General features: G+C 64.6%; 18 protein-coding genes. 4 read left to right on the top strand and 14 right to left on the bottom strand.

Features of this window, described 5'->3' with window-relative positions; translation table 11 throughout:
* Window positions 1–218 precede the first annotated feature (218 nt).
* The 5 genes from BN3560_RS07790 to menB form a co-directional block, all read right to left on the bottom strand.
* Window positions 219–1,724 carry a uracil-xanthine permease family protein gene (locus BN3560_RS07790; protein WP_096227613.1) on the bottom strand — a complete coding sequence of 502 codons (1,506 nt, stop codon included), beginning with the start codon at window positions 1,722–1,724 and terminating at the stop codon, window positions 219–221.
* Window positions 1,721–2,299 (bottom strand): xanthine phosphoribosyltransferase, encoded by a 579-nt coding sequence (locus tag BN3560_RS07785; protein ID WP_096227612.1) that lies wholly within the window; start codon window positions 2,297–2,299, stop codon window positions 1,721–1,723. The genes BN3560_RS07790 and BN3560_RS07785 overlap by 4 nt, the downstream gene beginning before the upstream one ends.
* 246 nt (window positions 2,300–2,545) lie before the next feature.
* Window positions 2,546–4,066, bottom strand: coding sequence for a basic amino acid/polyamine antiporter (locus BN3560_RS07780; RefSeq protein ID WP_096227611.1), 1,521 nt, complete (start codon window positions 4,064–4,066; stop codon window positions 2,546–2,548).
* A gap of 89 nt (window positions 4,067–4,155) precedes the next feature.
* The gene (gene menC / locus BN3560_RS07775) at window positions 4,156–6,984 is read right to left on the bottom strand and encodes an o-succinylbenzoate synthase (protein ID WP_096227610.1); all 2,829 of its coding nucleotides are present in this window, start codon (window positions 6,982–6,984) and stop codon (window positions 4,156–4,158) included.
* A gap of 98 nt (window positions 6,985–7,082) precedes the next feature.
* Window positions 7,083–7,922, bottom strand: a complete 840-nt coding sequence (gene menB / locus BN3560_RS07770) for a 1,4-dihydroxy-2-naphthoyl-CoA synthase (RefSeq protein ID WP_096227609.1) — start codon at window positions 7,920–7,922, stop codon at window positions 7,083–7,085.
* 319 nt (window positions 7,923–8,241) lie between these two features.
* Between menB and BN3560_RS07765 the strand changes: the two genes are divergently transcribed.
* The gene (locus tag BN3560_RS07765; RefSeq protein WP_096227608.1) at window positions 8,242–8,799 is read left to right on the top strand and encodes a TetR/AcrR family transcriptional regulator; all 558 of its coding nucleotides are present in this window, start codon (window positions 8,242–8,244) and stop codon (window positions 8,797–8,799) included.
* Window positions 8,800–8,920: 121 nt separating this feature from the next.
* Here the strand turns inward: BN3560_RS07765 and BN3560_RS07760 are convergent, their stop codons facing one another.
* From BN3560_RS07760 to BN3560_RS07750, 3 genes are all read right to left on the bottom strand, one after another.
* Entirely contained in the window at window positions 8,921–9,841 is a 921-nt protein-coding gene (locus BN3560_RS07760) for an alpha/beta fold hydrolase (RefSeq protein ID WP_096227607.1), read from the bottom strand.
* Window positions 9,842–10,099: 258 nt separating this feature from the next.
* Entirely contained in the window at window positions 10,100–11,974 is a 1,875-nt protein-coding gene (menD, locus tag BN3560_RS07755; protein WP_096227606.1) for a 2-succinyl-5-enolpyruvyl-6-hydroxy-3-cyclohexene-1-carboxylic-acid synthase, read from the bottom strand.
* The gene (locus BN3560_RS07750) at window positions 11,971–13,230 is read right to left on the bottom strand and encodes an isochorismate synthase (protein ID WP_096227605.1); all 1,260 of its coding nucleotides are present in this window, start codon (window positions 13,228–13,230) and stop codon (window positions 11,971–11,973) included. The genes menD and BN3560_RS07750 overlap by 4 nt, the downstream gene beginning before the upstream one ends.
* A 280-nt stretch (window positions 13,231–13,510) precedes the next feature.
* Here BN3560_RS07750 and mscL point away from each other — a divergent pair, with 280 nt between their 5' ends.
* Window positions 13,511–13,960: a large conductance mechanosensitive channel protein MscL gene (gene mscL, locus BN3560_RS07745; protein WP_096227604.1), complete on the top strand. Its 450-nt coding sequence runs from the start codon at window positions 13,511–13,513 to the stop codon at window positions 13,958–13,960.
* Window positions 13,961–13,994: 34 nt separating this feature from the next.
* Here the strand turns inward: mscL and BN3560_RS07740 are convergent, their stop codons facing one another.
* The gene (locus BN3560_RS07740) at window positions 13,995–15,482 is read right to left on the bottom strand and encodes a helix-turn-helix transcriptional regulator (protein ID WP_096227603.1); all 1,488 of its coding nucleotides are present in this window, start codon (window positions 15,480–15,482) and stop codon (window positions 13,995–13,997) included.
* 394 nt (window positions 15,483–15,876) lie between these two features.
* On the opposite strand from BN3560_RS07740, the gene BN3560_RS07735 reads away from it, so the two are divergent.
* Window positions 15,877–16,257, top strand: a complete 381-nt coding sequence (locus tag BN3560_RS07735; protein WP_227115342.1) for a response regulator transcription factor — start codon at window positions 15,877–15,879, stop codon at window positions 16,255–16,257.
* A 287-nt stretch (window positions 16,258–16,544) separates the two neighbouring features.
* Here the strand turns inward: BN3560_RS07735 and BN3560_RS07730 are convergent, their stop codons facing one another.
* On the bottom strand, window positions 16,545–17,783 hold the full coding sequence (locus tag BN3560_RS07730; protein WP_041239612.1) for a hypothetical protein: 1,239 nt from the start codon (window positions 17,781–17,783) through the stop codon (window positions 16,545–16,547).
* 354 nt (window positions 17,784–18,137) lie between these two features.
* On the opposite strand from BN3560_RS07730, the gene BN3560_RS07725 reads away from it, so the two are divergent.
* Complete coding sequence (locus BN3560_RS07725) at window positions 18,138–19,808, top strand: amidohydrolase (protein ID WP_157780558.1); 1,671 nt, start codon at window positions 18,138–18,140, stop codon at window positions 19,806–19,808.
* 157 nt (window positions 19,809–19,965) lie between these two features.
* Here the strand turns inward: BN3560_RS07725 and BN3560_RS07720 are convergent, their stop codons facing one another.
* From BN3560_RS07720 to BN3560_RS07705, 4 genes are all read right to left on the bottom strand, one after another.
* Window positions 19,966–21,252: an MFS transporter gene (locus BN3560_RS07720; RefSeq protein ID WP_096227600.1), complete on the bottom strand. Its 1,287-nt coding sequence runs from the start codon at window positions 21,250–21,252 to the stop codon at window positions 19,966–19,968.
* An 89-nt stretch (window positions 21,253–21,341) separates the two neighbouring features.
* On the bottom strand, window positions 21,342–22,628 hold the full coding sequence (locus BN3560_RS07715; RefSeq protein ID WP_096227599.1) for an MFS transporter: 1,287 nt from the start codon (window positions 22,626–22,628) through the stop codon (window positions 21,342–21,344).
* On the bottom strand, window positions 22,625–24,010 hold the full coding sequence (locus BN3560_RS07710; RefSeq protein WP_157780557.1) for an MmgE/PrpD family protein: 1,386 nt from the start codon (window positions 24,008–24,010) through the stop codon (window positions 22,625–22,627). Before BN3560_RS07710 ends, BN3560_RS07715 begins: the two co-directional genes overlap by 4 nt.
* Before the next feature lie 79 nt (window positions 24,011–24,089).
* Window positions 24,090–24,440, bottom strand: coding sequence for a 4Fe-4S dicluster domain-containing protein (locus BN3560_RS07705; RefSeq protein WP_041239613.1), 351 nt, complete (start codon window positions 24,438–24,440; stop codon window positions 24,090–24,092).
* Between the last annotated feature and the right edge of the window lie 20 nt (window positions 24,441–24,460).

Genomic DNA, 24,460 nt, shown 5'->3' with positions numbered 1-24,460 from the left:
TTGCCGCAAGGTGGGGCCGGTATCGTGGGAGGCGAAGATGGCCCTTACGAGAAGGAGCATGGCATGAAGAGAGTCCTCGTCACTTTGGCAACGCTGGCCGCTATGGGAGGCCTGTTCGTCTACGTGGCGCTGCAGACGCCCCGGCTGGAGAAGATCCGCTAGGCGGGCGGCCATGGGTTAGCGGACGACTCGGCGCAGGCAGCCGCCCTGAACGCAGGTTACGCGGGCGCCAAGTCGCCCTCCTCTGTATCAGGCGCGGAAGAAGGGGTTGGAACCCGGTCGGGAGCCGTTGCCGGTGCGGCCGAGGGCGTGAGCGCACCTGTCGGCCCGCCCGCTGGAGCAGCCGCCACAACTGGAGAGCCCTCCGCCGCATCACCGCGCTCGCCCGCCGCGACATCCATCGCATCCGCCTCATCCGCCGCCTGCGCGTCCCGCGGCAGCACGAGGTTCGCCACCACGGCCACCAGAAACACCACGGCCACGCAGTTCTGCGCGAACACGCTCTGCACGATCTCGGGGAACACCGCGAACAGCGCCGACGCTTGCGTGAAGCCGATCCCCACGGCCAGCGACAACGCGGCGATGGTGATGTTGCGCTGCGTGAAGCCGGCACGCGCGATCATCTGGAAGCCGCTCACGATGATGTTGCCGAACATCATGATGGTGCAGCCGCCCAGCACCGCCTCGGGCAGAGACGAGAACACCACGCTGATCACCGGCAGGAACGCGGCCAGCACCATGATGACGGCGCCGGTGGCGATGGCGCGCCGGTTCACCACCTTCGTCATGGCCACCAGGCCCACGTTCTGCGAGAATGACGTGATGGGCAGGCAGCCGAAACACGCCGACAGCGAGCTCACGAAGCCGTCGCACGCGATGGAGCCGGTAAGCTCCTTCTCCTTCACCTCGCGGTTCAGGCCCACCATCGTCAAGGCCGATGTGTCGCCGATGGTCTCGGTGGCCGACACGAGGAAGATGAGCGTGACCGACACGATGGCGCCCAGGTTGAACTCCGGGGTGAACGGCATGAGCTGGGGCAGCGCGAACAACTGCATGCCCGCGAACCCGCTGAAGTCCACCGCCCCCATGAACAGCGCCACCACATACCCTATCACCAGGCCGAACAGCACGGATAGCTGCTTGGCCTTCCCCTTCGCCAGCACTTGGAACACCAGGCACGACACGAGGGAGACGGTGCCCAACGCCAGGTTCTGCGGCGACCCGAAGTCCGGCACGCCGCTGCCACCGCCGAACGACGTGGCACCCACGCCCAGCAGCGAGAACCCGATGGACGTTACCACCACGGCCGCCACGATGGGCGAGATGATGCGCCGCCAATACTTCGCAAACAGGCCCAGCACGCCCTCGATGATACCGCCCACCATGATGGCACCGATGGCCGTGCTGTAACCGTACGTGGCCACGATGCCGCAGAGCACGGTAACGAACGTGAAGCTGATGCCCATGACGATGGGCAGCCCCGAGCCGATGCGCCCCAGAGGGAACAGCTGGATGAGCGTGCCGATGCCGGCGATGAGCATGGCGCTCTGGATGAGCGAACCCGTCTGGTCGGTGCCGAGGCCTGCTGCGCCCGCCACGATGACGATGGGCGCGAGGTTGGCCACGAACATGGCCAGGATGTGCTGCACGCCGTAGGGCACGGCGCGCAAAAGCGGGATGTCGCCGTCGAGCTTGAACAGCTCCTCGGTTGCGAACGGCTTCATCGGCGGAACTCGATCTCACCGGTCGCCGGGTCCATGGCGTCCACGATGGCGAGCGACTCCAAGCGGTAGCCGCGCTCGCGCAGGCCGTCGCCGCCGGGCTGGAAGCCCTTCTCGATGGCGATGCCGATGCCCTCCACCGTGGCGCCCGCCTCGTCCACCAGCTCGATGAGCCCGTTGAGCGCGCAGCCGTTCGCCAGGAAGTCGTCGATGATGAGCACGTGGTCGTCCGGCCCCAGGAACTTCTTCGACACGATGACGTCGTAGACGCGCCCGTGCGTGAACGACTGGATGCGCGTGGTGTGCATGTCGCCGTCCAGGTTGATGGACTGCGCCTTCTTCGCGAACACCACGGGCACGCCGAAGTGCCGCGCTGCCACGCAGGCAATGCCGATGCCCGACGCCTCTATCGTGAGGATCTTCGTGACGGGCGCATCGGCGAACAGGCGCTTGAACTCGGCCCCCATGGCGTCGAACAGCTCGATGTCCAACTGGTGGTTCAGGAAGCTGTCCACCTTCAGGACGCCCTCCGACTTCACCACCCCGTCGCGCCTGATGCGCTCCTCCAACTGCTCCACGTGCCGCCTCCGTCGTCCGCTTTCTCCGTCTCCCGAGCCGCCGTGCGCACCCCCGCGCGCACGGGCGAAACCTCTGCTGGACAGTGTAAAGGACACGCCCGCAGTTGGGAACGGGTCATTTGCCCGAGCAGCCGGAAAGCGATACGGAAGCGGACGGAGTGCGGGCGCGGCAAGCAGCTGGTACGATGCGAACGGCAAAGTTTCAACCGGTAGGCTGCAAAGCCGCGCACCGCGCTCGTTCCGGCCCTACAGCACGACTTGGCCGGTGACTACCAGGACGATGGATGCCACAGCGGCGGCCAGGATGATGAACACCACCACCTTGTCCAGCGTGCTGCGCAGGTACGGCTCGCCCCGCTCCTTCTTCCCCTTGATGTACATGAGGATGCCCGGCGCGTACAGAAGCGACATGATGGTGAGCCCTACCGCGCCGCTCGCGAACGCCAGGAAGAAGCTGTAGATAACGCCCACGATGCCGAAGATGCGCCAGAACACCAGGCTGCCGCCCACCTTGCCCTTGAATGCCTGCGGCTCCGTGAACGTGAGCTTGGCGAAGTACGCTGCCGACAGCAGGTACGGCAGCAGGATCATGCCGGCGGATATGGTGTAGAAGAACTGGTACGTGCTGTCCGAGAACAGCATGATCACGAGGAACGCCTCGATGATGATGTTCGTGACCACGAGCGTGACGATAGGGGCGCCCTTCTTGTTCGTCTTGGCGAACGCCTTGATGAACACGCCCTGCTCGGCCGCCTCGTAGGGCGATTCGCTCGAGAGCACGGTGTAACCCAGCATGGCGCCCACGAGCGACAGCACCACGCCGCAGTTGATGAGGACGGCGCCCCACTGCCCCACGGCCACCTCCATGACGCCCGCGAGCGCCGGGTTCTCCAGCAACGCCAGGTCGGACAACGGCATGACCCCCATGCTCAAAACGCTTACCAGCAGGTAGATGGTCAGCACGCACACGAACGCGATGATGGTGGCCTTGCCCACGTCGCGCTCCTTCTTCGCGCGCCCGGAGATGGCCACCGCACCCTCGATGCCCACGAACACCCAGATGGTCACCATCATGGTGCCGCTCACCTGCTCCCAGAACGGCAGGCTGGGATCGGCTCCCGTCGCAAGGTTCGCCATGAAGATGCCCAGGTCGAACTTCTGCAGGAAGATGATGGCCGTGATGGCCACGAAGATGGGCACGACCTTGGAAATGGTGATGACGGCGTTCACGCCGGTGACTTCCTTGATGCCGCGCGACACGAGGAACACGTAGAACCAGATGAGGCAACTCGCGCCGACGATGGACGCCAGGTTGTTGCCCTCCCCGAAAATGGGGAAGAAGTACGACAGCGCGCCGAACAAGAGCGCCGAGAAGCTCACCGTGCAGAGAAGCGCGCTGATCCAATAGCCCCACGCGCTGTTGAAACCGAGGAAATCGCCGAAACCGGCGCTTGCGTAGCTGTAAATGCCGCCCTTGAGCTGCGGCTTGATGCGCGAGAGCGCGAAGAACGTCAGCACGAGGCACAGTACGCCCACCGCCGAGATGCCCCACGCCGTGAGGATTGCCGCGCCGCTGGCGCCGTTAGCCGCCTGGTCGCCCGCCAGCGAGAACACACCGCCGCCCAAGATGAGCGTGATGACGGTGGTGACGAGCCGGAAGATGCCGAGGCCTCCCTGCGGGCGGGGGATGTCGGCAGATGCAGCTGGCACGACCGCCGAGGCGGCCTCGATCGTCGATGCGGATTGGTGCGATGCGGAAGCGCTCATGGGACCACCGTTCCTCGTCGGGTTGACCGCATCATGATACTCCACCGCCCTGCATTACGTCAGAGCGTTATGCATTATTTTGAATGCCGTTAACGAAGGGGACGGCGCTGCCGCTCGATGACCGTGCGGTCCACGAGAACGTCGGCCAAGGAGGAGCGGTTGAGGTCGCAGCCCAGGCCGTTCGGATGGCCGGTGCGGTTGAGCGTCACCCGGCCGCGCTCGGCCGTGTACGGCGGATCGGTGACATCCACGGCAAAGTAGCGTGCAGTGGCGCCGACGTCACCGGGCGCGTCGATGCCGGGCAGCGTTTCGAACGCGGCGTGCAAGCGCTTGGACACGCCGGTGTCGTACATGCCGCCCATCCACACGCCAAGGCCGCGCACCTGCGCCAGCCGCAGGAAGTCGAGCGCGGGCTGCACGCCGCCCATCTTGGCAATCTTGAGCGCATAGCATCCCAGTTCAGGATGCTGCAACGCCCGCGCCAGATCGGCCGGGCGGGCGATGGACTCGTCCAGGCAGATGGGCGTATGCAGGCTGCGCTGCAGGCGCGCCAGCCGGTCGAACAGGTCGGTCGGCCCGACGCCGGGAAGGCGGTGCGGGTCGAGCGGCTCCTCGATCCAGGCAGGGCCGCACGCGTCGAGGGCGCGCAGCTCCTCCAGGTCGTGCTCCGCGAAGCTCTGGTTCGCATCCAGCGTGATCATGAGCCGGGGATACGCTTCGCGCACCGCCTGCACGGACGACAGCGAGCCCCCGGGGGCAACCTTCAGCTTCACCCGGCGATAGCCCGCCTCGACGCAACGGCGCACCGCAGCCACCGTGTCGGCAGCCGCCCCCATGCCCACCACGGCGCCCGCCGGCACAGACGCCTGGCCCGCCGCAGCTCCCCCGTGGGGCACTGCGCCGCCGATCAGCTGCCACAGCGGCTTGCCGACGATCTTGCCGTACAGATCCCACAGCGCCGGCTCGAGCGCACCTTGCGCCAGCGGGAACGCGGCCGCCTCCGCGCAGGCGGCGAACGACGCGCTGGCCTCGGAGGGATGCAGGTACGCCTCGTTCAGCACCAGGGGGGCCAGCACCTCCTTGAGCACGCGCACGTCCTGGTCGAGCGTCTCGGGCAGGTACCAGTCCGTGGGGAACGCCACGCATTCTCCCAGGCCCGTGCGCCCGGCATGATCCTCCACCTCCACTATGACGGACTCGCGGTCGCGCAGAACGCCCTTCGCCGTCTTAAACGGCTGCAGGAACGGCAGGCGAATGCGGTGCAGCGTCACGCGCACCACCTCGATGCGCTGCTCGTAGCGTGCCTGGAGCGCCGCACGGTCGATCTTGCCGATGCCGGTGCGGGGGAACTCGTCGAGCACGAAGAGGCAGCGCGGCTGGTAGAGCTTCGACAGACGCGTGCTCAGGCTGGCCCGCACGGTGGCGGCGAACTGCTGCGGCGCAACCGGCTCCGTGCGCTGCGGGGCGGCGGGACGCTCGCGCTCCACGAACGCGATGGGACGGCGGCCCCAGACGGCGTCGGGCGCGCCGAACACGTAGGCTTCGGCGACGCCGGGCACGCGCACGAGCTTGTCGCGGATCTCGGCCGGGTAGACGTTCTCGCCGCCCGACACGAACATATCGGTGGTGCGCTCCTTCACGTACAGCCGTCCGGCCGCCAGCGCCGCCGTGTCACCCGTGAGGAAGAACCCGTCCACCGTGTGCGCCGCCCGCGCGTTGAGGTAGCCCTCGAACACGCCGGGGCCCTTGACCGCCAGGCGGCCGAAGCCCTGCGCGTCGGGGTCGACGATGCGCGCCTCGTAGCCCGGCAGCAGCCGCAACCCCCCGTCGAACGAAGGCGTGACCTGCGCATGGGCAATCTGGCTGGACGTTTCCGTCATGCCATAGCTCGCGTATACGCGAGCACCGGCCGCGGTGGCGCGACCAAGCGTATGCGGGTTCGACGCAGCGCCGCCCAGCAGAATGCACCGGTAGCCCTTCAGCGTGTCCGCCTCGTCCTCGTTCAGCAGGTCCTGCAGCATCTTGTCCACCACCGACACGTGGGTGACGTGGGAGCGCGCCGCATCGGCCAGCAGACGCTTGGCGTCGAAGCGGCGGTAGAGGATGAAGGGCACCTGCCCCAGCAGGCTGCGCACGACCACTTGGAAGCCGCCGATGTGGTACAGCGGCAGCGCCGCCTGCCACATGCCCACGCCGGGGCTGTTGAGGGCGGCGTTCGAAGCCTCGGCGGCGCGGCACACCTGGCACCAGGCCAGCGGCACGGCCTTCGGCTTGCCGGTCGTGCCCGAGGTGAACATGATGAGCGCCCGCGCCTTCGCGTCGAACACGTGGGCAGAGCGCTCGGCGAAGTGGATGATCTCCTCGAGCGCGTCCTGCCGCTGCGTCTCGTCGCGCCGCCGGCGCGCCGCACGGTTGGAAGTCGCCCGGCCCAGGCCGCGCGTGGAGCGCGGCGCCGCCGTGGCGGCCGAGGTCCGCGCCGTGAAGCTCGGACGCGCAGGGCGGACGGCGGCTGGATCGGAGCGCTCCTCGCCCGCGAGCAGGGCGGCTGCGTGGTCGAACAGGCCCGCCGCGTTCTCTTCGTCCACACGGAACGCCACGCGTTCACCCAGGCAGCGCTCCAGCTCCAACAGGCGGGCCAGCTTCTCGCCCGGGGCCAGCCGGTTGTTCACGGTCACGATGGTGAAGCTGCCGTAGGCGGCTGCCAGGACCAGCATCACGTACAGGGGGCAGTTCGGCAGGTCGACCGCGATGCAACCGCCGCGCTGCACGCCCTTCGACTGCAGGTAGCGGGCGAGGGCAGCCGCGAGCATGCGCACCTCGCGGTACGAATACGGCGCCTCCTGACCCGCCTCGTCGACGTACGTGAAGCACGTCCGCTGCGGGTATCGGCGAACCATGCTCTCGAATGCGCTGATCATCGCCTACCCGTTCCTGATTCCTGCCTCGCATCCTGTCTTGCTCCCGGGAAGCCGCCCCGCCGAGCTGCACGACGCTTCCCTGACGACTCTGCCCGACCCTACGGAAATTTCGGGAACTGCGTGAAGTCGGGCGCGCGCTTCTCCTTGAACGCGTCGCGACCCTCCTTCGCCTCGTCGGTGGTGTAGTACAGAAGCGTCGCGTCGCCGGCGAGCTGCTGGATACCGGCCAGGCCGTCGGTGGCCGCGTTGAACGACGCCTTCATGAAGCGCAGCGCCGTGGGCGACAGGGCCAGCATCTCGCGCGCCCAGCTCACGCACTCCGCCTCCAGCTGGTCGAACGGCACCACCTTGTTCACCAGGCCCATCTCCAGCGCCTCCGCGGCCGTGTACTGGCGGCAGAGGTACCAGATCTCGCGCGCCTTCTTCTGGCCCACGATGTTGGCCAGATAGCCCGCGCCGTAGCCCGCGTCGAAGCTGCCCACTTTGGGGCCGGTCTGGCCGAACTTGGCCGTGTCGGCCGCGAGCGACAAGTCGCACAGGATGTGCAGCACATGGCCGCCGCCGATGGCGTAGCCGTTCACCATGGCGATGACGGGCTTGGGCACCACGCGGATGAGGCGCTGGAGGTCCAGCACGTTGAGGCGCGGGATGTTGTCCTCGCCCACATAGCCGCCGTTGCCGCGGATCTTCTGGTCGCCGCCGGAGCAGAACGCCTGGTCCTCGGAGCGCCCCTCGTGGTTGGCGCCGGTGAGGATGATCACGCCGATGGCCGCGTCGTCGCGCGCCACGGTAAACGCGTCGTAGAGCTCGTTCACCGTGAGCGGCGTGAAGGCGTTGCGGCGCTCGGGCCGGTTGATGGTGATCTTGGCGATGCCATCGCAGGTTTCGTAGATGATCTCGCGGTATGCCTTGCCCGCCTGCCACGCGGTATCGCCCATGGCCGTCCTTTCGTTGCGCGCCCCGATCGTCCGAGCACGTCTGTTAGGGAAAAATGTTCGGTAAGATGAGCATATACTAACGCGCCCCGAAGCCTGAAACAGCCGAACGCAGAATAATTCCGAAAAAGAACGGTGGCCGTCAACGAAAACCTGAAGACGGAGCAGGCGCTCCTTCCCCCGGCACGTCTTTGCAGGACCGCACCAGCCAACGTACGGGAGGACGGCGAATCTCGCAGCGGCAGGCGGAGGCGAAAAAAGCCCGGTCCGGTCGTACTATAATGGTGCCCGCACCCGCCGAAAGCCCGAGCGAGGAGGTCCGATGTACGTCGAACCGAAGGATTCCCGACAACGCTGTACCAAAGAGCGCCTGTTCGCGTCGTTCGAGCGGGCGCTGCAGAGCAAGGCCGTGTCGGACATCACGGTAAGCGAGGTCTGCGGCGACGCGGGCATTTCGCGCAAGACGTTCTACAAGTACTACTCGGATCCGTTCGCGTTGTTGCTGGCCATGCAGGACGATCTGTTCGCCGGCTTGGGGCAGCGCTTGGCTAAGCTACCGCCCGACGTGTACGCCATCTCTTCGGATATTATCGACTTCGTGGCCGAGCATCGCGTGGTGGCGAAGGCGGTGTTCGAGAACCGTGGCGAGGGAAACCTCATCGATCGCGTGCTCGCCCACCTGCATGCCACCTATCACGAAAGCTGGGAGCAGGCGAACCCCGACATGTCCGAGCAGGCGGTGGAATTCCTGTTCCACTACGTTACCTCGGGCTGGGTGGGCATCGTCAGGCTCTGGCTCTTCCAGCACCCCGATCTAGAAGTAGGAGAGGTCAAGGCGCAGGCCGAGAGCCTGTTGAAGCTGACGACGCCCCGCGCTTGAGGAACACCGTGGGTCCCGGGAGCGGAATGGCACGGTGCGCAGAGGCCCTTGCGCCATCCCACTCCCGCCGCCGTTCGTACCCGCGCCCCTTCGCCGGGCGCGCGGGCTAAGGGGCGCGGCGCTATCCGGGGAATCCCTCGAGGGCACGCAGGTAGGCCGCAGGCGCCTCGAGGTGGACGTTGTGGCCCGCTCCGGCCACGATGCGCACCTCGCACAGCCCTTCATCCTCCAAGCCCTCGGCAAGCGTGCGGTACTTCACGTCGAGCGCTCCAGCGATATACCGCACCGGCGCGCCGCTGGCGCGCAGCGAGGCGAGCGCAGCAAGGACGTCCACGCGCGCGGGCATGGCGTGCTGGCCAGCATGCTCGAACGTGCGGGCGAGGGCTTCGGCATCGTTCGCCAGACGACTGGCACGCATGCGTTCGCGGGCCGAGGCAGGCAGGTCGCGCTGGGTGGCGAACAGGTCCAGGCGCTCCCAGGCATCCATGAACGCCGAGAGCCCGTCGCGGCGCAGGGCTGCGGCGTTGCGCGCATCGCGCTCGGCAGCGTCTTCGCGCTCGCGCTCGTCAACCGGGCCCAGCCCGGCGCTTTCCAGCACGAGGCCCCCAGCAAAACGGGCGAACGTTTCCGGCTGACTGCTGGCGGCGGCAAGCGCGACACGCCCTCCCATCGAGTAGCCCACCACCAAGGGTTTCCGAGAGCCCTGCGCAGCCGATGCGGAACCTCCGTTTGACCTTCCTGGCGCGGCGAGGGCAGCAACGCCAACCGGAGATGCGAGGTACGCCAGCAGCATCTCGCCCTGCGCCCCGAGCGCATAGGCATCAGCACCCTCTGGCCGGTCGCTGCCGCCGTGGCCAACGAGATCGAGCGCCACGACGGAGCGCGTGCGGCCCAAGAGCTCGGCTATGCCATCCCAGCTTGCGGCGCTCTGGGCAAAGCCATGCAGCAGCACGACAGGCGCGGCTTCGGCAGCCTCGCTTTCCCAGACGGCGAAGCGGTAGCGCGCGCCATCATGCTGGAAGAACCCCTCTCGTTTCGCCATGGTGCGGCCTCTTTCCCTGCGGTGCCGATACGGACAGAAGATAGTGGACAGAATTCAAGGCTATGGTCGAAAATCGGGCCGCACAAGCGAGACCTCGACGTTGGAGACTTGGCAGCCAAGCAATACGCAAGGTCAGATGCTTGCTTTCTTCGGCCTCGCTCGCGCTGTCCAAACGACCCTTGCCATAGCCTTGCATTTTGTCCATGACTCTTTTGGTTATTTATAGCGCCACTCACTTGGAAAGCGTCGCCGTGCCTTCTACCAGTACGGGGCATAGCGATCCTTCAACCCCGAAAGCGGCACGCGAACCTCGACGAGCGAGATGCCGGGGGTGCCGAGCAGCGCGCGGTAGGCTTCGTCGAACGCCGGCACGGTGTCGGCGCGGCGGTACGGCACGCCGAACGCCTGCGCAGCCGCCCGGAAATCCACGTCCTGCGGGGTGAGGAACAGCCGCTCGAAATACGGGTCCTCCGATTTCTGGGGCAGCATATCGAAGATGCCGCCGCCGTTGTTGTTCAGCAGCACGATGACGATGCTCGGAACCGCGCCGGGCGCGACGTTGTCGAATGCCGCATCGGTCGCATGGCCGGGCGTTACGGCGCTGGCCGCCTCGCTGGACGCCGCGTCGAGCGAGGCGGAGACGCACGCCGCTGCCTCCCGCTGCAAGCGCAGCTCGCGCTGCAGCGCAAGGGCGTTCAGGTCGTGCAGCAGGGTGAGATCGCCCGTGACCAGCGTGGTCTGGGCGAAGTGCTGCGCCGCGCCCAGCGCCGTGGACACCGTGCCGTCAATGCCGTTGAGGCCCCGGTTGCACAGGATGGCGAGGCGCTTGGCACTTTTCAGGTAGAACGTGTCGAGCGCCCGCACGCTCATGGAGTTGGCTGCGAACAGGCACGATCCCTCCGGCGCAAGCTCCACGACCCGCCGGACGAACGCGCCCTCGAAGCCGGCCTCCGCATCGTCCACCGAAGCGATGCGCTTGCGCGCGGCGTCGTTCGCGTCGATCCACGCGCGCGCGAAGGCCCGCTGCGCGTCGTCGGGATCGCAATCGATCGTCTGCACGTCGTACGCGAACCCGAGCGACCCCGCCAGCTCCGATGGCCTGCAGCGCACGAACACGTCGGTGGCCGCGTTGCAGTCGCGCGTCTCCAGCGGGTCGACCACGATCTGCACCGGACGCGCCGCGGCAACCAGCTGCGTCGCCTTCTTCGACACCGGATAGCGCCCGAACCGCACGACCACCTCGGGCGCAAGGCCATCGGGAACCGTACCGCCCGGGCCGAGCACGGAGTCGTAGTTGTCGATGACTAGGGGGTCGTCCGAAGACCGCAGACCGGACAACGGATCCGCGAGCAATGGCAAGCGGAAAGCTCGCGCCCAGCTGAGCACCTTGCCGGCTTCGAGCTCGCCTGTGCAGGTACCCTCGCCCGCGTACACGAGCGCACGTTTTCCCGCGAACAGCGCGGCCAGATGCTCGGCGTCGCCGAGCGCGAGCTGTCTCGCAACAGGAACAGATGTTTCACGTGAAACATTCGCGCGCTGCGCCGATTCGAACAGCCCCTCCACGCCGAAATCGGGCTTGAGCGGCTCGTCGAACGGGAAGTTCAAGTGCACGGGCCCGCCGAAGCACCCCTCGCCCGCCGCGATGACCGCCTCGCGCGCGGCCTGGCGGGCGAACGCGAGCGCCGCATCGTCGCCCGAGGGAAGCGGCATCTGCCGGAACGCCCGCACGTGGTTGCCATAGGCGTTCAGCTGGTCGCATGTCTGCGGCGCGCCGAGGCCCTGCAGCCTCGGCGGCCGGTCGCCCGTGAGCACCACGAGCGGCACGCGCGACGACTCCGCCTCCATGACCGCCGGATAGTAGTTCGCCACCGCCGAGCCCGACGTGCACACGAGCGCCGCCGGACGCCCGCTCGCCTTCGCCAGCCCGAGCGCGAAGAAGGCCGCGCCGCGCTCGTCCACGTCCACGAACAGGCGCATCCGCTCCGGCGCGCGCCGCGACAACTCGAACGCCGTCATGGACAGCGGCGTGGAGCGCGACCCGGGGCTCACCACCACGTCACGCACGCCCCAGCGCGCCAGCTCGTCGAAGAACGCGCCCAGGAACAGCGCCGTCGCCTGCGGGTCGGCCGTCATCGCGCCTCGCCCCCGTCGAATGCCGAGAGCACCGTCTTCAGCTTCATGCCTATCTCGTCGTACTCGTCGTCGGCCACGCTGCCCTCCACGATGCCGCAACCGGCGTACACCCAGCCGATCTCGCCGTCGAACACGCCAGTGCGCAGCGCCACCGAGAACTCGCCGTCGCCGGCGCCGTCCACGTAGCCGCACGCGCCCGCGAAGAAGCCGCGGTTGTACGCCTCCACCTCGCGCAGCAGCATCTTCGCCTCGCCCACCGGCGTGCCGGCCACGGCCGGCGTGGGATGCAGGTCCTCCATCATCGACCACAGGTCCACGCCCTCCAAAAGGCGCGCCCGCGCCGGCGTGCACAGGTGCTGTACGTGCGTGAGCGGCAGGATGCCCGGCTCGGCAGGCACGTCAACGCCGTAGCACGTGCGCCGGAACACCTCGCGGATGAACCGCACCACGTAGTCGTGCTCGGCGCGGTTCTTCGGGTCGTCCATGAGCTCGGCGGCCAGCCGTGCGCGCTCATCCTCGGAGCCGCCGGCCGGGCAGGTGCCCGCCAAGCACATGCTCTCCAGCTCGGCGCCGCGCTTGCGCACCAGCAGCTCGGGCGTGCACCCGCAGAAGAACACGTCAGCGTAGCGGTACAGGAGCACCGTGCCGCGCGCCGGCCCGTCTATCAGGTTCACCAGCAGGTCCTTCGATGAGAACGGCCGCTCGGCCACCAGGCGCTGCCGCCTCGACAGCACCACCTTGTCCACGCGTCCCGTCTCGATGGCCGCCAAACCGGCGCCCACGGCCGCGCGCCATGCCTCGCGTGAGTCGGGCTCCAGCCGGTACGGCACCGTCATGCGACGGCGCGGCGGCGCGGCCAGCGCCTGGCGCGCGAACCGCTCGATGCGCCCCGCGTACACCGGTCCTAACGAGTTCACCTGCAGAAGCGTGCCCCGCTCGTTCTCAATAAGCACGATCTCCGGCAGCATGAACTTCAGCCGCGGGAACGCCTCGAACAGCTCGTCGGCAGGGGCCGGGTTCTCCGCATCGAAGCGGTTGAACGAGAAGTACACGGGCGGCTGTTCCACCGGCCCCTCCAGCTCGCTCTCGGCCTCGTCGAGCGTCGGCAGCGCAATGCAGCGCCCGAGCCCCATATAACGGCACGCCCGCTGCTTGTCGTAGTACACGAACTGGTCGGTGAACCCTTTCTGCATCAGGCAGAACGCATCGACGATATCAGCCTCGATCGGCAGGGTATGCGAGTGGATCTTGGTCATGACGCTCCTTACCGCGCCGGCTCGCAGCCGAGCGCCGTCTTCACCATGGTCTTCACTTTGTTCACGAGGTCCTCCGATCGTCCGGGAGCAGCAACGCGCGAGATTGCACAGCCCCATAGTATACCCGTCCGAGCGCCGGGTTCCCGATCGCGGCCGCGAGGGGTTGCCGGCGTGCGCCGGTCAACGATTCCATGAACTTCTCGTTTGCACACGGGTCGCATTCTATACTGAAATGAATTTCCGAGGACGAAGCGTCACGATCTACAACGAAAGGGCCTCCATGAAGAAGTTTCTCCAAGAATTCAAGGATTTCATCAATCAGGGCAACGTGATGGACCTGGCCGTGGCCGTGGTCATCGGCGCGGCGTTCACCGCCATCGTCAACTCGGCCGTGAGCGACCTCATCATGCCGATCGTGGGCGCGTTCACCGGCGGCGTGAACTTCTCGAACTTGAAGCTGTATCTGCCGCTGGGAGCGGGCGATTCCGCCATCGCCTACGGAAGCTTCATCAACGCCGTCATTCAGTTCGTCATCATCGCGTTCGTGGTGTTCCTCATGGTGAAGGCCCTGAACAAGGCCCGCTCGCTGGCGAAGCACGGCAAGCAAGCCGAGGAGGAGAGGGCCCCGCACTGCCCGTACTGTCTCGAAGAGGTAACCAAGGGCGCCACGCGCTGCCCCCACTGCACGGCCGAGCTGCCCGAGCCCGCCGGCCTCACTGCCAAGGCGTAGGACGTCCACCTGTCGAGCGTTGCCGCACCCGCCCTCATACCTGCTCGGGCGGCAGGGGCACGGCATCCTCTTCGGTGGAGAACATCCGCTCGCGTTTCGCCACAAACGCCTTCAAGTCGCTCTCGGAGTGGATGTCGAGCTTGCCGTACAGGTTGTGCAGGTGCGTCTTGATGGTGTTCGAGGTGATGTACAGATCCTCGGCTATCTCCTTGCGCGACTTTCCCTCTATCAGGCTGTACATGATCTCCAATTCGCGCTGCGTCAGCCCGAAGTCCTGCGCGACCACCTCGCAGGTGCGATAGCTGTCCGTGGGCTCGTCGGGATCGCCGGGACGCACGAACCCCCAACCTGTGCGCATGTTCGCATTGTTCGTCAGCAGCAACGCCATCATCAGCACCAAGAAGGCCAGAGCGCAGAAGAACACCACGACTTGCTCGGAGCCCGCCAGCACCTGCAGGGCCACGCTGCCCACCACGATGCCCAGCGCGCGCCCCGTCATGAGCGCCGTGCTGGGACAAGAGGCAACCCAGGTGGCCGGCTGGTCGCAGTTTTTGATGAGATACGATCCCAAACCCCATAGCACCAGGTCGAGGTACAGGAAGCCCGTCACCTGCAGCACGCCTGCCATAACCGACGTCGGCCCCAGCACGCCCACCGCCAGCAAACCCGCCCCCGCAAGCGGAAACCCTATCTGGTAGATGGAACGGTTGAAGTCCATCTGCAGCACCAGCACCGCCAGCAAGGCGAGCGATGCCGCGAAGAAGTACCCAACAGAGTCGAGCATCTGCGAGAGAAAGCCCGAGAAGCTCAAGAAGCCCAGCGGTATGCCCAGCGCCAAACCCTGCGTGACGGACGTGGCCATGAAGCGGTAGGGAATAAGCAGGTCGTTCGTAGACTCGCGGTACAGCACCTTCTGGTCGGGGAACGCCTTGCCCTTCGCACAGTAGAACAGCAGCACGACGAAAGCCGGTAAAACGAAGGCGATAACCCACCGCAGCAGCGGGTCGAGCAGCGCGATGCCCAGCGACAGCACCCCCGTGGCAAGTGCCGAGGCAATGCCGAACGTCAGCGTGGGCGTCATTCCCAGCATGCCGAAGATGCGCCCCAGCTCAATATGGATGCCCATGGTTCCCACGGCCAGCAGCACCATGCCCAGCGCCAGCGTCGCGAAACGAAATGCATCGTCCGCGATGCCCGCATGCGTTTCCATGAAGAGGAAGAACACGCCCAGCACCATGCTGCCCACGAGAAACCAGAGGTACGCATCCTTGTCGAACACCTTGATCTTCTTGAAGCGGAACGCGAAGAACAGGCATACGCCCGCGCAGATGAACAGAAACGGCACGATGGTGGAGAGCTCGAAACCGGCCACCTGGAACGTGCCGGGAAAGAAGAAGCCGTCCAGGAACAGCAGGACGGCGAACGTCTTATAGGCGGTGAAGCCCACGAAAAGCGTCGGCTGCTCCCGCACGTCGTGGACAACTTTGCGCATGCCGCAAGAGCGGGCGCCCTCAGCCTCCATATGGTTCCCCCCGATACCAATCGACTTCTCGATCAAGCGCACAACCCCACGTCAAACCGGCTGCATAGCCCTCTCTCACGTCCATGGCGAGTATACCTAAACCTGATCTAAAAACATCTAATACTTATGGGGTGAGATGCCTAGGAGGCGTAAACCACCTCTGGCGGAGGATGGCGCCGGTCAAGCCAAAACCTCATTATTTTATCCAGCACGTGCGCCTTGCCCGGCATTTCCGAGGAAGGAATACCGCAAGGAGGTGAAACAGGGGGACGGGCACGAGCGCGACAGACTACTGAAGTTTCGCGAGAAAGCGGAAACCAAGTATCACCCCCTGCTCCCCTTCCGGGTCGCTCCCGGAAGGGGAGCGTCAAAATGAAGGGAGGCGTTGTTCGCCATGACCGCCCGAACACCGGCCCAAGGCTCCGAACGCTACCTGGATTTCACGAACGCCCAAGGACTCTGCTTCCGCATGCAGGTCGAGGACGATCCCTTCGACGCCTGCGCATTCACCGTCCGCGTCACCCCGCTGCAAGGCCACGGGGAGTCCAACGCGAGCCAACCTGCCTTTTCGCAGCACGCGCTGCTCTCCGCCCTCACGTCGCGCGAGCGCGACGTTGCAATGCTCATTGCCGAGGGCTTCACGAACGACCAGATCGCCCTCCGGCTTTGCATCAGCCTCTCCACCGTCAAATCCCACATCCAGAACATCTTCGCCAAAGCCCACGTGCCCAACCGCACGGCGCTCGTCGCCCTACTGCACGACGCGGCACGCTAGCCTCTGCGCAGCGCCGCACCAAGCAGAACACAGAAGGCGCGAAGTCGAGGGATATCGTCAAGAAGCCAGCCACCCCCCCCCCGGAGCGAAGGACCCGAGGAGCGCTCCTCGGCAGCCGAAGCACCTTAGCTAAAGCCTTTTCGCAGAAGGCGCCTCTTCGGACGTCCTCCCCCGCCGCGCCTTAACCGCACAGCGCAAAAGCCCCCCGCCGCGGGGACTGAATGCGGCGAGGGGCTCGAGGAATAAGATGTCGAGCGCGCCTGTCGGTGCGCGCTGCGACCGGGTAGTTAAGCCAGCATCGGCATGATCAGGTACATGACGGCGAACGACCATGCGGTGCATACCGTGAAGATAGCAACCTGGATCAGGCAGATGGGATGGTAGGTTCCCTTGAAGCGGAACACCTTCAGCACCCACTCGACCAGCGGCGCGAACACCACGGCGCCGATGAGGATGGTGGGGATGACGATGGCCCAGCTGGGAGGATAGGTGCTCACGACGGCGGACGCGAACACGATGCCCGCGAACGTGAAGGCCATGCCCGTCTTCTTCCACTTGGGGTACCAGATGAGGATGGCCAGAGCGCCCGTGACCACCTGCACCATGATGAGCAGGGGGAAGTTGCCGGAGCCGTATGCGGGATGCAGCGGGTTCATGACCCACGAGATGATGCCGCCCACGTACATGCCGATCGTGGCCCACGAGCTGCCCCAGATGGTCAGCTGGCCGATGTCGCCGAAGATCTGGTGCACGAAGAACTTGCTCTTGTTCTGGTCCGTGGGGTTCGCGCCCTCGGCCGGCGCCGGGATGGTCATCCACGGCATGAGGCGGAAGATGAGCGAGCACACCGGCACCACGATGGCCACGCCGGCGGACACGGCGATGAACAGCGGCAGCCCCAGCGGGGACACGATGCCGTACAGCAGGGCGTAGCACACCGGGCAGGTGACGATAGTGCCCAGGATGAGCGACGTTGCCACCTTCTTCAGGTCGGACCCGTAGAAGATCACGAACACCTGCACGGTGAGCACGGTGGCGAACGTGGGAATCCAGCCGCTGGCGAACAGGCCGCCGTAGAGCAGCTGGCCCAGGATGAGCGACAGGCAGGTCGTCACGAACATGGTGGTGAAGATGTGGCCGTTGCCCGCCACGCCGGTGCCGGCGTGGGCCGACTTCTTGCGCTCGAGCGCGGCGGCCACGAAGCCCATGATGATCATGCCGATGGAGGCCGGGAGCGCCGCGATGAACGAGCCCTCGGTCAGGTCGGCGAAGAACCAGGCCACGCGGTAGAGGGGCGAACCCTCGATGCAGCCGGTCATCATGGTGCCGAAGTCGTAGATGAAGTTGTTGTTCATGAGCAGGGGCTGCACGTAGCTCATGAGCGCGTACAGCGCGATGGCGGCTACGACGGTGATGCAGAACGCCGGCAGGATCTCCTTGCGGGACACGGCCGTCGCGGGTGCTTTCGATGATGCGGGTGCGTCTGCGACGATGGTCGCATCGTCGTCGATGATCGTGTTCTCCACGATGACACCTTCTCTCGTTTCCGATTGGTATTGCCACAAAACCCCTGGCGAGCAGGCAGATGGCCGCCCTTGTCGCCCTTTGCAGCACGTTATGGATTTTTCCGAGGAAGGATTACGTTGCGGCCCATCCTACCCCACGCCCCCGCCGGAAGGGAATCGGCCGAAAGTACGATCATACCCGCGATATTGTCCTTACGGCCGGTGGCAGGAAGGACGAGTTTTACTCTATGCTGTGCAGCGGGGATGATTCATGGTTTCACGATAACGCCGACCGGTGCGGCCGCATTGCCGCATGCAGGCAAAGGCGCTCTTCCGCTTTTCCGCGATAGTATCGAAGGAAAAGGAGAACCTGTTATGAGCACTTGGTATCCCGAGGCAGACCTGGTCATCCAGCATCCGAAGATCTACACCGTCGCCATCACGTGCGACGAGGTGAAGGAAGGCAAGACGGACTTCCCCATCATCGAGGACGGCGGCGTGGCCGCCAAGGACGGCAAGGTCATCGCCGTGGGCACGGCCACCGACGTCCAGCAGTTCATCGGCGAGCACACCGAGGTCATCGACGCCTCCGGCAAGATCCTCACGCCCGGCTTCGTCGAATGCCACATGCACTGCAAGTGGACCGGCGAGCAGATGCTCAACCTCGATTTCAACGGCGTGACCAGCCGCCAGGCCATCCTCGACGCCCTGAAGGAGAAGGTCGCCAGCACTCCTGCGGGCGAATGGATCGAGGGCGACGGCTGGAACGAGCTCATCTGGGAGGACAGCCAGGAGGTCATCACGCGCCGCGAGCTCGACGAGGTCGCGCCCGACAACCCGCTCATCCTTCTGCACATGTCGGCCCATACGGTGGCCGCGAACTCGCGCGCCCTCGAAGAAGTCGGCTATACGAAGGACACCCCGCAGCCCGAAGGCGGCGAGATCGGCCACTACGACGACGGCGAGCTCGACGGCATGCTGTACGAGAACGCAGCCCTCATGCCAATGTTTGCGGCCAAGCCCCCGCTGACTGAAGAGCAGCACCTCCAGAGCCTCGAACTCATAGGGCAGCGCCTGAACTCCTTCGGCATCACCAGCGCCATCGACGCGAACCTCAACTACAAGCAGATGCGCGCGTACAACGAAGCAAGGAAACAGAACAGGCTCACCTACCGCGCGAACCTCATGTTCTACCTGGACCCGCAGTTCGGCTCCTTCGAGGACAACCTGCGCCGCCTGGAGGAGATGGACTGCGTCACCGGCTTCGGCGACGAGATGCTGAAGCTCAACGGCTGCAAGGTCACGCTCGACGGCATCACGGCCGCGTTCACCGCCGCCATGAGCCGCCGCGAGTACCGCCAGCGCCCCGGCTTCTACGGCGACACCATCTACACGCAGGAGGAGATCGACGCGCTGGTGTGCAAGGCGACCGAGCTCGGCTGGCAGTTCGGCATCCACACCATCGGCGACGCGAGCGAGGACCGCGCGCTGCACGCCTTCCAGGAGGCCAACAAGATCCGCCCGGTGAAGGAGCTGCGCCACTACCTGATCCACTACCAGCTGCCCTACGAGGACCAGTGGCCCATCATGAAGGAGCTGGGCGTGGGCGTGTGCCTGCAGCCCACCCTCGTGTCCCAGATGGGCGAGGAGCCGCTGTTCTGGCCCGAGCAGGTCGAGCGCTTCCAGTCGCCGGGCCTCATGTTCTCAAACGGCATCATCGCCGGCGGCAGCTCGGATTGCCCCGTCGTGACGCCCGACCCTCTGCTGGGCATGTACTACGCCATTACCCGAGTCGACGAGACCACGGGCAAGACGCTCTCCAAGGGCGACGAGTCGAAGGTCACGCCCATCCAGGCCCTCATCATGTGGACGAAGAACGCGGCCTTCTTCAGCCACGACGACGACAAGATGGGCTCGGTGGAGGTGGGCAACTTCGCCGATATGTGCCTGTTCGACAACGACTTCATCGCCGGCAACGTGGAGGATTACCGCACTACCAAGGTGGCGACGACCATCCTGGGCGGCGAAGTGGTGTACGAGCGGTAGACGCCCCTGGCGTCAGCTTGTGGCCGTCATAACAATCGCACAAGAGGCGTCCGCCGCAAGCGAGCGATCTACAAGGGGCCCGGCCGCAAGCAGCCGGGCCCCCTTGACTCTGTCCAGCACTATGAAAGCTTTCTGCAATCGGGAAAGAGCAATCCTCTTACTTCTTGGCGTCTCCATCCGATACGCAGCCCGTCGCTTCCCAAACCAATCCCTTGCTTGTTCGGTAGGCAACGCGGATGCAGGCCATGGCCAAAAAGCAGATGACCATCAATCCCAGAAAAGCGGGGACAAAGGTGCCTGCGAAATCATATGCCGCACCGACGACAATGCCCGAAAACGATCCGAACACCCCCACGCCGGTGCGTATCCACGCGTGGATCTGCGTGTAGTTCTTAGAACCGAATATCTCTCGAATGAGCAGAGGAAGGCTCACCGACATAAGCGAATCCTGCACGCCGAACAAAACAGCGGACACGATGAGGAAAACCGGGTTGTGCAGCAGAACGAACCCTAAAATGCCCAGCACGATGAGCACAAGCTCGATGATGGTGGTTCGCTGCACCCCCAGCTTGTCGTTCAGCCAGCCCATGACCAGTTTGTCGACCACCGATCCGACGGACTGGGCCGATACCACAGCTGCGGCGAATGACGAGGTGAACCCGACAGACTCGACGTAACCGGGAAGATGCTGCTCGATGCCTCCATGAATGAACGACGCAATACCGGCGAACACGAACAAGCACCAAAACGCCAAGGAGACCACGGCTACCTTCACCGCAACACCTCGTACAACTGACGCTTTTCCAACTCCCTCATTGGGCATGAGCCCATAGGGGACGGCACCCACGTCGGACGGATTCCTTCTCAGCAGCAGGGCACAGGGAAAGATCACGCAAAACGAGGCGACACCGACGAACAAATAAGCCTCTCGCCATCCGTCGGCCACTATGATGCCGTGCAGAACCTGCGAGAACACTGCCGCCGATACGCTCGAACAAGCCATGACAATGCCGTATACCATACCGCGCCGTTTGACAAACCAGTTCCCCACCAACGTCGCGGAAGGCAGCACGAATATGCACGAACCAGCCGCCCCGACGAGAAACCCTGATGCCTGCCACTGCCATATCGCCGTGTAGGTTGACATGACACCGACGGAGAACGAGAGCACCACGATGGCCAATGCCATGACAACGCGTATGTCATACCGTGAGAGAAGCTTTCCGGCCAAGGGCGTTACCAGCGTCGTTCCGACGAAATAGCCCGTCATGTACGTGGCAATCTCCGATCTAAGAAACCCCATATCCTCGCAGACAGGAACATAGAACAGACTTCCACAGTTCAAGATAAGGCCCATGCCAAACGCCTGGAGAAGGCAGCAACACCCCACGATCACGAATGCATACGGTACTCTCCCTAGAAGCTTGCCATCGCGAACTAGCATGCGATCCCCCTTCGGCAGAAGAGGCCGGCGGGCGCCGGCCCCGATCACTCGAATCCAGTACAACCATCTTTTACGTGCCGTTCCCCCAACTAGACGGTTTTCTCGATATCGGCTTGCTTACCCGGTTCTTTCAGGCCGGCGATCAACTCGGGATGCTTCGCTTTAGTGATAACGATGATAACGGCCACAAGCACGGCCATAGCTGTCGCAAGCGGCCATGCCACGTTCCAACCGGCAAATTGGCCCGTAGCCGCCACGCCCATGAGACCGGCGAAGAACGCAAGCACGTAAGCGGAGAAGTACTGGCACAGATTCTGTGCCGCAGCCAAAAGCGAGAGCCCCAACGTGGCACCTTCCTTGGGCAGAACCTTCACGATCTGCAGGATGAGGGCAGGGTTGAACATGCCGAACGCGAGCCCGTATACAATGGCACCTGCGTAGTAGCCCGGCACCGAGACGATGTGCGTGAGAATCCAGAAGCCCACGGCCTCGCCGAGTAGAGCGATGGGCAGGTCGAATCCCCGAAGGCGACCCTTAAGAAACGCACCGTAGCAGATGGCGCCCACCGCGGCGGCAAGCGTCTGCGTGGAGCTGATGATGCCAGCGAAGCCCGTGTCGCCCAAACCCGCCTCCTTGATGCACAAGGAGATGTTGGTGAAGTACGAGAACTGGAAAAAGTTCCACACGCCTGCCAAGAGGATGACGATCCATGCGGCCACCGTGATGGATTTGAGCGCGTTACCACGCTTGCCGTCGGCCGTCATCCCTGCCGGCTTTACGTCGGGCTCCGGAAGCCAGAGCACAATCATCGCCACGATGGGGATGATGAACAGGTAGCCGATGAAGGAATAGCGCCACGACATGACGGCCAGGAAACCGCCGATCAGCTGGAACACCGAACCCGAGAGACCTCCCACTGCCGTTTTGAAACTCATGAGGCGGTCGCGCTGCCTGCCCTCGAACAAGTCGGCTATGAACGATGACGCCATAGGGAATATCATGCCGCGGCCGAAACCCAGCACCACGCGGCACGCCAATATGCCGTAGAAGCCCTCGATGGTCTCCGGCATGAGACCAGCAACCACCCCACCGACGAGGGTGCATGCCATGGCAATGATAAGCATGGTCTTCTTTTTCATATAGCGCTCGAGGATGCCCACGGCGAACGCGCCTACAATAGCCATGAGCGAGGGCAGCCCTTCGATGTTCTTAAGCATGAGCGAATCGACGCCCGCAGGGGCGTATGCCGCTCCAATGGCCGACATGGCCGGCGTCGAGAACGACTTCGCATACTGCAGCGTGATAACGAGCAGCGCGGCTATCTGGACCGTGATGCCGAGCGCCTTCTTCGCGGTAGCTTTCTGTTCTGCGGTCATTTCATTCTCCTCTCTTCCATGAACGCCACGAGCTCCCCGATGTCGTCCAGCTCTTCAAGATGCGTAACCATCTCAACCACCTGTGCGGCAGCCTCGTGCGGCAGCGTGCGAGAAAACTCGATGTTCCGGTAGAATTTGTCGAGAACCTCCCCTTCGGTCAGGGGGCTGCGGTAGATATCGCCTTTGGGCACGTCGCAGCGTGCGTGGTAAGACGTGCCGCCCCGCATGACCACGTCTACCTCCGCCGTCTGGTACTCGTCGGGCGGCAAGGAGGGATCGATGGCGATCTTCGCTATCATGCTTTTCAGCGCGGGATCCTCCATGGCCTCCCGGTTCATGTGCTCGGGGCGCACAGCCTTTTCCACAAGGGCGACTGCCGCCGTGTAGATGATGCTGAAAGCTCCGCTCACCTGGGGCTCTTCGCCTACCTCGAACGGCTGCCCCACGAACCCTTGAGCTGTGCGGGGCGTGGTATGAATGGTTACGCTCTCCACTTGCGTTGGATCGAATTCGTGCGCTTCGACGATCTTCATGCAGGCATCGATCGAGGGGTGCGTGGCGCGGCAGGCCGACCACGGCTTGATGACCACATCGCCGTAGAAAACGCGTCCCAAGTCCTTGCACAGCAGCTCCGGCTGCTGCTTCTCGCCGCAGAACAGGAAGAAATACCCTTTCTTGCCCCCGATGGCGTCGTGGGTGGCCGTCATGCCACGGGCGGCAAAGTCGGCCGAGAAGATGGCGTTGCGGGCAGCAAGCGCCATGGGGAGCTTGAACGCGAGCGTCTTGTAGTTGATGTTGTCCATCGACCCGCCCAGCATGTTCAGGCTCAGGCCGAGCGCGTTGTTGAGCTCCTGCTCGTTGAGGCCGCCCAACTTGCCGGCGACAACAGTAGCGCCCAACCCGTTGATGGTGTTGGTGTTATCCCAGCCTCCATACACATCGAAGCCAGATGCCGCCCCCAGACGCGCGGCAACGTCATCGCCCACCACCAAAGCCGTGAGGAACTCCCTGCCGCTCGCATGTACGCGCTCTGCGGCGGCGAAGGCGGTGGGCACCGTCGTACCGCTGATGTGAGCGGCACTGCTCTTGCGATTCTCGTTCTCGGCCTCGATGGCCTCGAAATCGTAGGATCTCATGGCGAAGCTGTTCACCATGGCAGCTTGCGGAGCGCCCATAAGCTCGCCGCGAAAAAACGCCGTGCTTTGAGGCGCTGTTCCATAGCTTTTGAGCAGGTTGAACAAATCGTCGCAACGAGGCGCGTGCACCCCGGCAGCTATGACGCCCACCGCGTCGAGCACACGGGTCTTGACTCGCCCGACGGTGAAATCGTCGAGTATCGCGTAGTCTGCGGCCGCGACGTGCGCGCAAACTTCGTCGGTCATGTTCATGGAACCCCCTTTTCAATGGTTTCCGGGCGACTTCGCGCATGGTTCCCCTCTCGGTCTAAGCCGCCCGGCCCCCTTACTCCTTGGTGGTCGAAAGCGTCCAACGGGTCTTGCCGTCCATTTTCTTGACCAGGTCCTCCGCCTCACCGTAGTACAGACACCATGCCTGGCAATGCTGCACGCACATGGGCATCTTGCCCTCCTTCGTACGGTCGGCGCACAGATTGCATGCCTGCGTCAGGACGGGCATATACGTCCATTCCCATACGCCCTTCAGCCCCTGGTCCCTGCTGTACTGGAACGGCCCCACCTCGCACACCTTGATGCCGAACTCGCCTTTCGGCAGGCCACGCTCCTTTTTGCAGGCCACCTCGCATGAGTGGCAGCCCGTGCAGTAGTCGTAGTTGACGAGAATCGCCTTAGTCACGGTCGTTCGCCTCCTTTTCT

The sequence above is a fragment of the Gordonibacter urolithinfaciens genome (assembly GCF_900199375.1).
GTDB lineage: Bacteria > Actinomycetota > Coriobacteriia > Coriobacteriales > Eggerthellaceae > Gordonibacter > Gordonibacter urolithinfaciens.
The sequence above is the reverse complement of the archived record's forward strand: the minus strand, read 5'-3'. Positions and strand labels throughout refer to the sequence as shown.